Origin of the sequence: Kocuria sp. CPCC 205258 (genome assembly GCF_040981005.1) — a bacterium.
Lineage (GTDB): Bacteria > Actinomycetota > Actinomycetes > Actinomycetales > Micrococcaceae > Kocuria > Kocuria rosea.
In genome coordinates, this window is record NZ_JAVKPS010000004.1 from 67,345 (window position 1) to 79,845 (window position 12,501).

The 12,501-nt window shown below is 73.8% G+C and carries 12 protein-coding genes; 9 read left to right on the forward strand and 3 right to left on the reverse strand.

Features of this window, described 5'->3' with window-relative positions:
- Window positions 1–16 precede the first annotated feature (16 nt).
- Window positions 17–1,615 (reverse strand): ribosomal protection-like ABC-F family protein, encoded by a 1,599-nt coding sequence (gene abc-f, locus RF644_RS08670; protein WP_109222751.1) that lies wholly within the window; start codon window positions 1,613–1,615, stop codon window positions 17–19.
- A gap of 294 nt (window positions 1,616–1,909) precedes the next feature.
- Between abc-f and RF644_RS08675 the strand changes: the two genes are divergently transcribed.
- The 9 genes from RF644_RS08675 (at window position 1,910) to RF644_RS08715 (ending at window position 10,648) form a co-directional block, all read left to right on the forward strand.
- Window positions 1,910–2,878 (forward strand): glucosyl-3-phosphoglycerate synthase, encoded by a 969-nt coding sequence (locus tag RF644_RS08675; protein WP_368796231.1) that lies wholly within the window; start codon window positions 1,910–1,912, stop codon window positions 2,876–2,878.
- Window positions 2,875–4,014, forward strand: coding sequence for a glycosyltransferase (locus RF644_RS08680; protein WP_368796232.1), 1,140 nt, complete (start codon window positions 2,875–2,877; stop codon window positions 4,012–4,014). Before RF644_RS08675 ends, RF644_RS08680 begins: the two co-directional genes overlap by 4 nt.
- Entirely contained in the window at window positions 4,011–5,042 is a 1,032-nt protein-coding gene (locus RF644_RS08685; protein WP_368796233.1) for a Gfo/Idh/MocA family protein, read from the forward strand. Before RF644_RS08680 ends, RF644_RS08685 begins: the two co-directional genes overlap by 4 nt.
- Window positions 5,039–6,133: a zinc-binding alcohol dehydrogenase gene (locus tag RF644_RS08690; protein WP_035923959.1), complete on the forward strand. Its 1,095-nt coding sequence runs from the start codon at window positions 5,039–5,041 to the stop codon at window positions 6,131–6,133. The genes RF644_RS08685 and RF644_RS08690 overlap by 4 nt, the downstream gene beginning before the upstream one ends.
- 131 nt (window positions 6,134–6,264) lie before the next feature.
- Window positions 6,265–7,713 carry an AI-2E family transporter gene (locus RF644_RS08695; RefSeq protein ID WP_368796234.1) on the forward strand — a complete coding sequence of 483 codons (1,449 nt, stop codon included), beginning with the start codon at window positions 6,265–6,267 and terminating at the stop codon, window positions 7,711–7,713.
- A 10-nt stretch (window positions 7,714–7,723) separates the two neighbouring features.
- Window positions 7,724–8,347: a biotin transporter BioY gene (locus RF644_RS08700; RefSeq protein ID WP_017834295.1), complete on the forward strand. Its 624-nt coding sequence runs from the start codon at window positions 7,724–7,726 to the stop codon at window positions 8,345–8,347.
- 3 nt (window positions 8,348–8,350) lie between these two features.
- Window positions 8,351–9,088: an energy-coupling factor ABC transporter ATP-binding protein gene (locus tag RF644_RS08705; protein WP_368796235.1), complete on the forward strand. Its 738-nt coding sequence runs from the start codon at window positions 8,351–8,353 to the stop codon at window positions 9,086–9,088.
- Window positions 9,085–9,696, forward strand: coding sequence for an energy-coupling factor transporter transmembrane protein EcfT (locus tag RF644_RS08710; RefSeq protein ID WP_368796236.1), 612 nt, complete (start codon window positions 9,085–9,087; stop codon window positions 9,694–9,696). Before RF644_RS08705 ends, RF644_RS08710 begins: the two co-directional genes overlap by 4 nt.
- A 43-nt stretch (window positions 9,697–9,739) precedes the next feature.
- Entirely contained in the window at window positions 9,740–10,648 is a 909-nt protein-coding gene (locus RF644_RS08715) for a neutral zinc metallopeptidase (RefSeq protein WP_368796237.1), read from the forward strand.
- A gap of 194 nt (window positions 10,649–10,842) precedes the next feature.
- Here RF644_RS08715 and RF644_RS08720 read toward each other — a convergent pair whose 3' ends face one another.
- Window positions 10,843–11,565 (reverse strand): NYN domain-containing protein, encoded by a 723-nt coding sequence (locus tag RF644_RS08720; RefSeq protein ID WP_017834300.1) that lies wholly within the window; start codon window positions 11,563–11,565, stop codon window positions 10,843–10,845.
- Window positions 11,566–11,643: 78 nt separating this feature from the next.
- Window positions 11,644–12,435 carry a ZIP family metal transporter gene (locus RF644_RS08725; protein WP_368796238.1) on the reverse strand — a complete coding sequence of 264 codons (792 nt, stop codon included), beginning with the start codon at window positions 12,433–12,435 and terminating at the stop codon, window positions 11,644–11,646.
- Window positions 12,436–12,501 lie beyond the last annotated feature (66 nt).

Here is a 12,501-nt window from a genome sequence, read left to right on the forward strand (position 1 = left end):
CGAGGGGCGCCCGCCGTCAGGCCAGGGAGATGAGGTCCTGGTACTCCTGGCTCCACAGGTCCTCGGTGCCGTCGGGCAGGATCACCACGCGCTCGGGGTCCAGCGCCTCGACCGCGCCCTCGTCGTGGGAGACGAGCACGACCGCGCCCTCGTAGGTGCGCAGCGCGTTGAGGATCTCCCGGCGGGAGGCCGGGTCTAGGTTGTTGGTCGGCTCGTCGAGCAGCAGCACGTTGGCGGAGGAGGCCACGAGGGTCGCCAGCGCCAGGCGGGTCTTCTCGCCGCCGGAGAGCACCCCGGCCGGCTTGGACACGTCGTCGCCCTGGAACAGGAACGAGCCCAGGACGTTGCGGACCTCAGTGTCGGCGAGGTCCGGGGCGGCGGAGCGCATGTTCTCCAGCACCGTCCGGTCCGGGTCCAGGGTGTCGTGCTCCTGGGCGAAGTAGCCGAGCTTGAGGCCGTGCCCCGGGACCACCTCACCGGTGTCCGGCTGGGCCTCGCCCGCCAGCATCCGCAGCAGCGTGGTCTTGCCGGCACCGTTGAACCCGAGGATGACCACCCGGGAGCCCCGGTCGATGGCCAGGTCCACGTCGTTGAAGATCTCGAGGGAGCCGTAGGACTTGGACAGGTCCCGGGCGGTCAGCGGGGTCTTGCCGCAGTCGGCGGGCTTCGGGAAGCGGATGTTCGCGACCTTGTCCGCCTGGCGCTCGCCCTCGAGGCCGTTCATGAGCCGCTCGGCGCGCTTGATCATCTGCTGGGCGGCCACGGCCTTGCTGGCCTTGGCGCGCATCTTGTTGGCCTGGTCCATCAGCGCGGTGGCCTTCTTCTCCGCGTTGGCGTACTCGCGCTTGCGGCGGTGGGCGTCCTGCTCGCGCTGCAGCAGGTAGTTCTTCCAGCCCATGTTGTACAGGTCGATGACGCAGCGGTTGGCGTCCAGGTACAGGACCTTGTTGACCACCATCTCCATCAGCTCCACGTCGTGGCTGATCACCAGCAGCCCGCCCTGGAAGTTCTTCAGGAAGTCCCGCAGCCACACCACGGAGTCGGCGTCCAGGTGGTTGGTGGGCTCGTCGAGGAGCATGATGTCGGCGTCCGAGAACAGGATGCGGGCCAGCTCCACGCGACGGCGCTGCCCGCCGGAGAGGGTGCGCAGCGGCTGGTCGAGGATCCGCTCGGGCAGGTCCAGGTTGGACGTGATCGTCGCGGCCTCGGACTCCGCGGCGTAGCCGCCGCCGGCGAGGAACTCCGACTCGAGCCGGTCGTAGCCGCGCATGGCCTTGTTGCGCACGGCGTCGTCCTCGGAGGCCATGTCCTGCTCGGCCTGGCGCAGGCGGGCGACGACGCCCGCGAGGTTGCGGGCGGAGAGGATGCGGTCCCGGGCCAGCTGCTCCATGTCCTCGACCTTGGGGTCCTGCGGGAGGTAGCCGATGGCCCCGGTGCGCGTGACCGTCCCGCCCGCGGGCAGGGTCTCCCCGGCGAGGACCTTGGTCATCGTGGTCTTGCCGGCGCCGTTGCGCCCGACCAGGCCGATCTTGTCCCCCTTGTCCACCCGGAAGTTGACCTCGTCCATGAGCAGCCGCGCACCGGCACGCAGTTCGAGGTTCTGGACAGTGATCACGGAGGAGACCTTTCGGGAGGCAGTGGTGAGGAGTGGGTGCCCTGACCGGGCAACCTGTCCATTCTACCGGTCCCCGTTCCGCGGCGGCACCCCGCGCAGCGGGCCGGGTCCGCGTTCTTGCTCACGTGCCGGACGGGCGCCTTCTCCGCGGTCCGGGCCCGGAGGCTGACACATTCGCCCGACACAATCGCCCGACTCCGGGCGGACTCTTCTCGGCGGGTCCGTCGCTGGGTAGTGTCCGACGTCAACTGGTCAGTCTCCTTCCAGTATTTCTCATCGTCGGAAGCGGGCAGCATGCGACAGGACGTCCAGCAGTGGTTCACCACCCGCAGCTACCACGGCAGCCAGTGGTCCGCGGAGCAGCTCTGCCGCCGGAAGCGCGGCAGCACGGTCAGTGTGGTGCTCCCGGCCCGCAACGAGGCCGAGACCGTGGGCGCGATCGTCGCCGCGCTGCGTCGCACGCTCATGGAGGACGTGGCGCTGATCGACGAGCTCGTCGTCATCGACTCGGACTCGACGGACGGCACGGGGGCGGTCGCCGCGGCGGCCGGGGCCCGGGTCCACCGGCAGGCCGACATCCTGCCCGCCCACGGCAACGTCCCCGGCAAGGGCGAGGCGCTGTGGAAGTCCCTGGCCGTGACCACCGGGGACGTGCTCGCGTTCGTGGACTCGGACCTGCGGGAGTTCGACCCGCAGTTCGCCGTGGGGCTGCTGGGGCCGCTGCTGACCGAGCCGGGGGTGCAGTTCGTCAAGAGCTGCTACGACCGCCCGCTGCACGACGGCGCCACGGTGATGCCGGCGGGCGGTGGGCGCGTCACCGAGCTCGTGGCCCGCCCGCTGCTGAACCTGTTCTGGCCGCAGCTTGCGGGGCTGGTCCAGCCGCTGGCCGGGGAGTACGCGGGACGCCGGAGCCTGCTCGAACGGGTGCCGTTCGTCTCCGGGTACGGGGTGGAGATCGCGATGCTCATCGACGTGCTGGAGGCCGTGGGCCTGGACGCGATGGCGCAGGTGGACCTGGGTGTCCGGTCCCACCGGAACTCCTCCGACGCCGCCCTGGCCCGCATGGCCGCCCAGATCCAGCTGACGGTCCAGGCGCGGCTGCGCTGCGACTCCCCCGTCGCCGACGAGAGCGGGCGCCTCACGCAGTTCCTGCGCCAGGGGGAGCGCTTCCTCGCCGAGGTCCACGACGTCAGCGTCCGCGAGCGCCCGCCCATGGTGCACGTGCCCGAGTACCGGGCGCAGCCGGCCGGCCGCGTCGCATGAGCGCGCTGCGGGTGCTCGTCAACGCGGGCCCCTGGCTGCCCGTGCCCCCGTCCGGCTACGGCGGGATCGAGACGGTGGTCGCCACCCTGGTGCCGGAGCTCCGGCGCGCCGGCGTCCACGTCACCCTCGCCACGGTGGGCCCCAGCACGCTCGAGGCCGACGACCACCTGCGCCCCCTGCCCGAGCCCGCGTTCCGCTCCATCGCGATGCCCTACAACCGGGTTTCGGGCATCGCCCACGCGCACATGCAGGGCCTCGTGGACGCGCTGCGGGGACCGCGGCGGTGGGACCTCGTGCACGACCACCTGGAGGTCGTGGGACCGTCCGTGCTGGGCGCGATGGGCACGGCGGCCCCACCGGTGCTGCAGACCCTGCACTGGGATCTCCGCAAGCACCCCGAGTTCTACTCGGCGTTCGACGGACGGGGCCGGGTGCGGTTCGCGGCGGTCTCCGCGTCCCAGCTCGAGCGGGCGCCGGCCAACCTGCGGCGGCAGACGCTGGGGGTGGTGCCGCTGGCCGCGCCCCCGGGGCTGCCCGTGGACGCGCCCCGGAGCGAGCACGCGCTGGTGCTGGCCCGGATCACCGCCGACAAGGGCCAGGACACCGCCGCCCGCGTCTGCCGGCGGGCGGGGATCCCGCTGGTGCTGGCCGGGCCCGTGGCCGGCATCGACGACCCCGAGGAGCTGGAGCGGCGCCTCGCCGACGGCGACGAGGCGCTGCGCTCCCACCCCGACGTCCGGTACTGGCTCGAGTCGGTCCGGCCGCTGGTCGACGGGACGTCGGTGGCCTGGGTGGGCGGGGTGGCGGGCGAGCGCAAGGAGCGGCTGCTGCGCTCGGCCCGCGCCCTGCTGACGCCCAACCGCTGGGCCGAACCGGGGGCCACCGGTGTCGTCGAGGCGCTGTCCCGGGGGGTGCCCGTCGTGGGGACCCCCCTGGGGGTGCTGCCCTCCCTGGTGGAGCACGGCCGCACCGGGTTCCTGGCCGCGGCGGAGGACGACCTGGTCGAGCACCTGCGGGACCTGGACAGCATCGACCCGCAGACCTGCCGGGACGCCGCCGAGCAGTGGACGCCGGCGGGCATGGCCCGGCGCTACCTGGACCTGTACCACCGGCTCCTGGAGGAGAACCCCGCATGACGCTGAAGATCGCCCTCGTCGGGGCCGGCTCCGTGGCCCGGCGCCACGTCGACGTGCTGCACGGGCTCGGCGGGGCGCGCGTGGTCGGGGTGACGGACGCGCACCTGCCCGCCGCCACCGCCCTGGCCGGTGAGCTGGACGTCCCCGCGTTCGACGACCCCGCGCAGGCCCTCGACGCCGTGGCGGCCGACGCCGTCTACGTCTGCGTGCCGCCGTTCGCCCACGGGCCCGCCGAGCTCGCCGCCCTGGAGCGCGGCAAGGCGCTGTTCGTGGAGAAGCCCGTGGGACTGGGCCTGGACGTCGCCGAGCAGATCGGTGCCCGGGTCGAGGAAAGCGGGGTGGTCACGGGCACCGGCTACCACTGGCGCTGCCTCGACACCGCCGTGCTGGCCCGGGAGCTCCTCGCCGAGGCGCCCCCGCTGCTGGCCAACGGCTACTGGCTGGACAAGCGCCCGCCCGTGCCGTGGTGGGGGCGGACGGACCGCTCGGGCGGCCAGGTCGTGGAGCAGCTCACCCACGTGCTGGACACCGCGCGCTTCCTGCTGGGCGAGGCCGTCGAGGTGTACGCCGCCGGGATCCGCAGGGCCCCTGACGGGGCGCCGCAGGACTACGGCGACGTCGACGACGCCACCGCCGCGACCGTGCGCTTCCGCTCCGGGGCCGTCGCCACGCTCGCCGCGACGTCGGCGCTCGCGGTCAAGCACCGCGCCGCCCTGCACACCGTGAGCCGCGGGCTCTACCTGGAGCTCTCGGAGCAGGGCCTCACCGCCTACGGCACGCGGGACCGCTCCGAGCACACCCCCGCCGAGGACCCGAGGGTGACCGTCGACCGGGAGTTCCTCGAGGCGGTGCGCGGCGAGCGCGAGTCCACCCGCGCACCCTACGGCGAGGCGCTGCGCACCCACCGGCTCGCGTGCGCGATCGCCGACTCGGCGCGCACCGGGCGGCCCGTCGCCCTGGCGGACCCGGACCGCGTGGGACCGGACCGCGTGGGACCGGACCGCGTGGGACCGGCGGGTGAGCCGTGAGAGCCCGCCGCAACCTCGTCGTCCCCGCCCGCCACCGGATCGAGATCGTGGAGGAGGAGCTGCCCGCGGTCCCGGACGGCGGCGTGCTGCTGGAGACCCTCGCCACGGGGCTGTCCGCGGGCACGGAGCTGGCCTTCGTCAAGGGCGACCACCCGGGGCTGCACTCCCGGCACGACACCGAGCTCGGGCTGTTCCGGCCCGGTGCCGCGGAGCAGGGCTACCCGGTGCGCCGCCTGGGCTACATGGAGGTCGCCCGGGTGGCGAGCTCCCGCACGCCGGCGTTCAGGGCCGGCGACGTGCTCGCCACGGCCTACGGCCACGCCACCGCCCACGTCGCCGACCCGCTCACCGAGCACCTGGTGCCGCTGCCGGAGGCGCTGGACCCCCTGCTCGGCGTGTTCGTCGCCCACTTCGGCCCCATCTGCGCCAACGGGCTGCTGCACGCCGCGGCGGACGCGGGACCGGTCCGCGGGCTCGGCGACGGGGTCGCCGGGCGGCTCGTGCTGGTCACGGGCGCGGGCCCGGTGGGTCTCATGACGGCCCTGTTCGCCCGCGCCCTCGGCGCGCGCGAGGTCGCCGTCGCCGACGCCGACCCCCGACGGCGAGCGCTCGCCGAGCGGCTGGGCTTCTTCCCCCTGGACATCGCCGACGACCCCGGCCGGGTGCTCAAGACCCGCTGGCGGCACGGGCCGGGCGACCACGGCGCGGACCTCGTGTTCCAGTGCCGCGGCAAGCCCGAGGCCCTGCACGCGGCGCTGCGCGCGGTCCGGCCGCAGGGCAGCGTCATCGACCTGGCGTTCTACACCGCGGGCGCGGACGCGGTGCGGCTGGGCGAGGAGTTCCACCACAACGGGCTGAGCCTGCGCTGCGCACAGATCGGCCGGGTCCCCCGCGGTCTCGCCCACACCTGGGACCGGCAGCGGCTGTCCGCGGAGACCATCCGCCTGCTGGCCGCCCACGGCGGCGAGATCCGCGAGCACCTGATCAGCGACGTCGTGCCCTTCGACGAGGCTCCCGCGCTGATGCAGGACGTGGTCGTGCGGCGCCGGCACGTGCTCACCGCGGTCTTCGTCGTCGACGACCCCCGCTGAGCCCACCGGCCCGCGCGCGCGGGCACCGTTGGACAGCCCTCCAACAGTCGCCTTAGTGTTGGCTCGATCGCCGTCGTCCCTTCCGCGGTGCCCGTCTTCCCTTCGCCACCCACGCCCCGAGGAGCGCCCGCATGGGAAATTCCCCACGCCCCGAGCAGCACAGCACGTCGTCCGGAGGCTCGAGTGCCGCGCCGCTGCACGCCGAGCGCTTCCTCGGCGGTCAGGCCGACCCCGGCACCAGCGCGGCCCCCGCCATGGGCCCCGGGGTCGAGCCCGCCGGCTTCGAGGAGGCCACCCAGGCCCTCGCCCCCGCCGTCAGCCCCTGGGCGGACTCCCTCGGCCGGGCCGGTTCCCGCGCCGCCCAGACGCTGCTCGTCGCCGCCGTGGTGGTCGGGCTGATCTGGATCCTGCTGCAGGTCAAGGTCGTGCTGATCGCCGTGCTCGTCGCGCTCATCCTGGCCTCCGCCGTGGGACCGGTCGTGAAGTGGCTCGAGCGCAAGGGCTGGTCCAACCTGCTGGCCACCCTCGCCGCCTTCCTCGGGATCCTGGCACTCGTCGGCGGGGTGCTCACCGGCATCGTGCTCGCCGTGCGCAGCGAGTGGGACACGCTCACGGCCTCGGCGGTGGAGGGCTGGCAGGAGCTGCAGCGCCTCGTGCAGTCCGGGCCGATCCCCGTCGACACGGCCGCCATCGACTCCGCCGTCCAGCAGGCCGGGGACTTCGTCACCAGCGGCTCCTTCGCGGGCGGCGCCCTCAGCGGCCTGGGCGCCGCCACCGAGTTCGTGACCGGCCTGGTGCTGATGATCGTGGTGCTCTTCTTCTGCCTCAAGGACGGCGAGAAGATGTGGAACTTCACGCTGCGCTGGTTCCGCGGCGAGCGCCGGGCCAAGCTCGCGGAGTCCGTGGACCGCAGCGCGCAGGTGCTCGGCGGCTACGTCCGCGGAACGGCGTTCGTGGCGGCGGTGGACGCCGTGCTCATCGGGGGCGCGCTGCTCGTCCTGGGCGTCCCCCTGGCGATCCCCCTCGCGGTCCTCGTGTTCGTCACCGCGTTCATCCCGGTGGTCGGCGCCACCATCGCGGGCATCATCGCCGCCCTGGTCGCCCTGGTCACCAACGGGCCGGTCATCGCCCTCGCGGTGGTCGTCGTGATCGTCGCGGTGAACCAGATCGAGGGCAACATCCTGCAGCCCATCATCATGGGCCGCACCCTCAGCCTGCACGCGCTCATGGTGCTGCTCGCCCTGACCGTCGGCACGCTGGTCGGCGGCATCTTCGGCGCCATCCTGGCCGTGCCGTACACCGCCGTGGCGTGGGCCGTCATCCAGGTCTGGTCCAACCGCTACCAGGTCGGCGACGACCCGGTGCTCGGCCCGGACCCGGTGAACCAGAAGGACCGCGTCGAGGCCAAGGCCACCATGGCCGAGCGCTGGAAGTACCAGCGAATGCGCTACCAGCAGGCCCTGGGCGGGCGCTTCGGGGCCACGGAGCGCGACGCCGTCCGGCAGCGCGACGACGCCGGCGGCGCGGCGCCCGCGCAGGACGAGGACACCGGTTCCGCCCCGGGGGCCCGCAAGCCCTAGTCTGGGTGCCATGACCAACGTCGAGCGCCGCCGCACCATCACCGCCGAGGACCTCGCGAACATCGCCGTGTTCGCCGCCCTCACGGCCGCCCTGTCCGTGCTCCCCGGGATCCCCCTGGGCGCGGCGGGGGTGCCGCTGACCCTGCAGACCCTCGCCGTGTTCCTGACCGGCCTGGTCCTGGGCGGCACCCGCGGGCTCCTGGCCGTGGCGTTGTACGTCCTGGTGGGCCTGATCGGCGTGCCGGTGTTCGCGGGCTTCCGCGGCGGCTTCGGCGTGCTCGCCGGGCCCTCGGCGGGCTACATCCTGGCCTTCCCGTTCGCCGCGGCCGCGGCCGGCTACGTGGCCCAGTGGCTGATCCCGGCCCGCCGGGCCAACGACGGCGGCGCCACCAACGCCCGCTACGAGCGCACCGGCACCTACACCCTGCGGCTGGTGGCCGCGGCCCTGGCCGGGTTCGTGGTGATCCGGATCGGCGGCATCCTCGGCCTGGTGGTCAACGCGCGCCTGCCCTTCCAGGACGCGTTCCTGGCCGACCTCGTGTTCTGGCCCGGCGACCTGCTCAAGGTGGTGCTCGCCGCGGTCATCGCCGTGGGCGTGCACAAGGCGTTCCCCCGGATCGCGGGCACGCGCTGAGCCGTGCCCGGATCCCCCGGGGCCGCGGCCCTCGTGTGCTCCCGCGTGACCGTCACGGTGCCCACCGCCTCGGGTGAGCTGACCCTGCTGCGCGACCTCGACGTGAGCCTGGGCGAGCGGCGGGTGGCCGTGCTCGGGCTCAACGGATCCGGGAAGTCCACGCTCCTGCGGCTGTTCAACGGCCTCGTCCGCCCGTCCTCGGGCACGGTCACGGTGCACGGCACCGACGTGAACCGCGACGTGCGCGCGGCCCGGCGGCGGGTGGGCTTCGTGTTCACCGACCCGCTCTCCCAGCTGGTGATGCCGACCCCGGTCGAGGACGTCGAGCTGTCCCTGCGCGGGGCCGGCGTGCCCCGGGCCCGACGGCGGACCGCCGCCCTCGAGCTGCTCGAGCGCGCGGGCATCGGCCACCGGGCCGAGCACAGCATCTACGACCTCTCCGGCGGGGAGCGCCAGCTGGCGGCGTTCGCGGCGGTGCTGGCCGTGGAGCCCGAGGTGCTCGTCCTCGACGAGCCCACCACCCTCCTCGACCTGCGCAACCGGGGGCGGCTCATGGGGCTGATCGACGGGCTCCCGCACCAGCTGCTGATCTCCACGCACGACCTCGGCCTGGCCGCGACCGCCCCGCGCGTCCTGGTCCTGCACGAGGGCGCCCTGGTCGCGGACGGTCCGCCCGGGGAGGTCGTCCCCGCCTACGAGCGGTGGTGCGCGCACGGCTTCCCCGGGGAGGCGCGCCCGTGAGCCGGGGCCCGGACCTCTTCGGCAGCTACTCCCCCGGCAGCAGCCTCCTGCACCGCGCCCCGCTCCGGGTCAAGGGGCTCGGCATCGTCGTCGTGACCCTGGCCGTGGTGCTCTCGCCCTCGTGGCCGGTCCCCACCGTGCTGACCCTGCTCCTGCTCGTCGCGGGCTCCGCCGCGGGCATCGGCGCCCTCGAGTGGTGGCGGGGGCTCGCCCCCGCCCTGCCCGTGCTGGTCCTGCTGGCCGTCTACCACGTCCTGACCTCGGGGCCGGCGCAGGCCGCCGACGTGGTGCTGACGATCGTCGTCCTCCTCGTGCTCACCCGGGTCCTGATGCACACCACGCCCCTGCCGGAGTTGCTCGACGGCGTCGTGTGGCTGTGCTCGCCGGTCCGGCTGGTCGGGGCGGACCCCGAGCGCATCGGCCTGGCGATCTCCCTGATGCTGCGCTCGATCCCCTTCATCGTGGGCGCCGTGGGCGAGCTCCGGGACGCCGTGCGCGCCCGTGGGCTGCGCCCGAACCCCGTGCGGCTGGTGACCCCGGCGGTGATCTCCGCCGTCGCCTACGCCCAGCGGACCGGTGAGGCCCTCGCCGCCCGCGGCTTCGACTGAACGCCGGCACCCGCGCCACCATCAGACGGCTTACACTTCAGCCATGAGTTTCGACAACAGCTCCCAGCTGGACGCCTCGCGCGTCGGCAGCGGCGGCGGGCGGGGACGCGGGATCGCCGTGGGCGGTGGACTGGGCGGCGGGCTGCTGCTGCTCGTCGTGGGGCTGCTCTTCGGCCAGGACGGCATCGACGCGATCACCGGCGGGGGCGGCCAGGACACCGGGTCGCAGACCTCCGTGGAGCAGGAGCGGGCGGAGCGGTGCCGGACCGGTGAGGACGCCAACCGGTACACCGACTGCCGGATGATCGCCACGGCGCAGAGCCTCGACCAGTTCTGGGAGGACTACCTGCCGCAGGCCACGGGCGAGCAGTACATGATGCCCGGCGTGGAGCTGTTCGAGGGCCAGACCAACACCGGGTGCGGCGCGGCGTCCTCGGCCGTGGGCCCGTTCTACTGCCCCGCGGACGAGACCGCCTACCTCGACATCGCGTTCTTCGACGAGCTGCAGACCCAGTTCGGCGCCGAGGGCGGCCCGCTGGCCGAGGAGTACGTGCTCGCCCACGAGTTCGGCCACCACATCCAGAACCAGATCGGCACCCTCGGCTACGCCCAGCAGGACCCGCAGGGCCCCGAGTCCGGCGCCGTGCGCGTGGAGCTGCAGGCCGACTGCCTCGCCGGTCTGTGGGCCGGCGGCGCCGCCGGGGACACGTCCGGGGCCGTGGACCTGGGCGACATCTCCCAGGAGGAGCTCGACCAGGCCCTCGACGCCGCCTCCGCGATCGGCGACGACCGGATCCAAGAGACCACCCAGGGACGGGTCAGCCCCGAGAACTTCACCCACGGCGCCTCCGCCCAGCGGCAGCTGTGGTTCTACGCGGGCTACCGGACCGGCGACCTCAACGCCTGCGACACCTTCAGCGCCCGCGACCTGAACGCCCCGCCGGCCCTCTGACCGCTGGCCGCCGCGCCACCCGGGACACCGAGTCCCCACGCCAGCGCCGCCCGGGGCGCCGAGCCCCCACAGTGCTCGCAGACCCCCAATCCGATCGTGGGATCTTGCGAGCTCTTTTGGGGACTCGGCGCTGGTCGAATCGCGGATGGCGGTACGCCTGACTCAGGTTGCCGAAGTGGGTGCACCGTCGTCGGTCAGCGGCGGCGGCTGTCCCGCACCTGGACGCCCGGGTTCTGCCGGCGGACGTCGAAGAGGCCGGTGGCCTCGATGAGGTCGCTGAGCTTGCGGTACCCGTAGTTGCGGGAGTCGAAGGACGCCTGGTTGCCGATCTGCTGGCCGACGGCGCCGAGGTGTGCCCAGCCGTCGTCGCCGCTGGCGGCGTCCACCGCGCTCCGCAGCATCCTGACCAGCCGGGCGTCACCGCGCAGCGCCTGCTGGGGCGCGGCCGCCGGCGCCTCCCCGGGCTTCTCCTCGGCGGGCTCCCCCAGGCTCTCCACGTACGTGAACTGCGAGCAGGCGTTGATGAACGGCTCCGGCGTCTGCCGCTGGCCGAAGCCGTAGACCTTGTGCCCGTCGGTGAGGATCCGCATCACCAGCGGGGTGAAGTCGGCGTCGCTGGAGACGATCGCGAAGCCGTCGACCGATCCGGCGTAGAGGAGGTCCATGGCGTCGATCACCATCGCCATGTCCGAGGCGTTCTTGCCGGTGCTGTAGGCGAACTGCTGGATCGGCCGGATCGCGTACGCGTGCAGCACCGCCTCCCACTGCTGCAGGTGCGGGCTCTTCCAGTTGCCGTAGGCGCGCCGGACGTTCGCGGCGCCGTGGCGGGCCACCTCGGCGAGGACCACGTCGATCTTGGCCGCCGGTGCGTTGTCGGCGTCGATGAGCAGGGCGATGCGCTTTTCGTCGGTGTTCACGCGTCGACTCTGCCACGGACCGGACCCGAGCGGAGCACGGGACGCGCGGCGGGGACCTCGGGCAAGGGCGAGGAGTGCTCAGGCCAGGGACAGGGCGAAGGACAGGGCGAAGCCCGCCGCCGTGCTCAGCGCCACCGCCGGGCCGCCGTGCTCGTAGGCCTCCGGCATCAGGGTGTCGGCCAGGGACGCGATCACCGCGCCGGCGGCGAAGGCGAGCGGCAAGGAGATCGTCTCGGGGTCACTGCCGGCCAGCGGACCGGCGCCGATCAGCACGGCCACCACCAGGAGCACGGCGCAGACCGACCAGAGCAGGACGGCCTTCCCGCGGGACATGCCCTGCTCGCGCATGGACGCCGCGCCGACCAGGGACTCGGGCAGGTTGGACACGAAGATCGCCGCGAGCAGGGCCAGCCCGCCCGTGCCCTCGGTGAGCGAGACGCCCAGCGCCACGTTCTCCGGCACGCCGTCCAAAGTGACGGCGGCCAGCAGCGCCAGCCCCGCGGCGCCGCCGGTGGAGGCAGCCGTCGGCGCCTTCTCGTCCGCGGCGGCGTCGGTGTCCAGCTTGACGCTGCCCTGTTGCTGCTCCGCGTCCGCGGAGGCCGGTCCCGGCTGCGCCCAGCGGTCCAGGAGTGCGCTGAGCGCCGTGAAGACCACGGCGCCGGCGAAGAGACCGATCACCGCGAGCCAGATTCCGCCCCGCTCGTAGGCGTCCGCGAACAGCTCGAAGGCCAGCGCGGTGATGAGCGCGCCCGCGGCGAAGGACAGCAGGATGGCGAGCAGGCGCTTGGGGAGCTCGAAGCGCACGCCGACCAGCGCTCCGATGACGAGCGCGCTCGAGGCGACGATCCCGAAGAGCAAGGTCTGGCCCATGACGGCAGTGTAGGAGCGCGCGGCGGCGGCGCACCCACAATTCGGAAGGTTACTTATCGAGCGGGG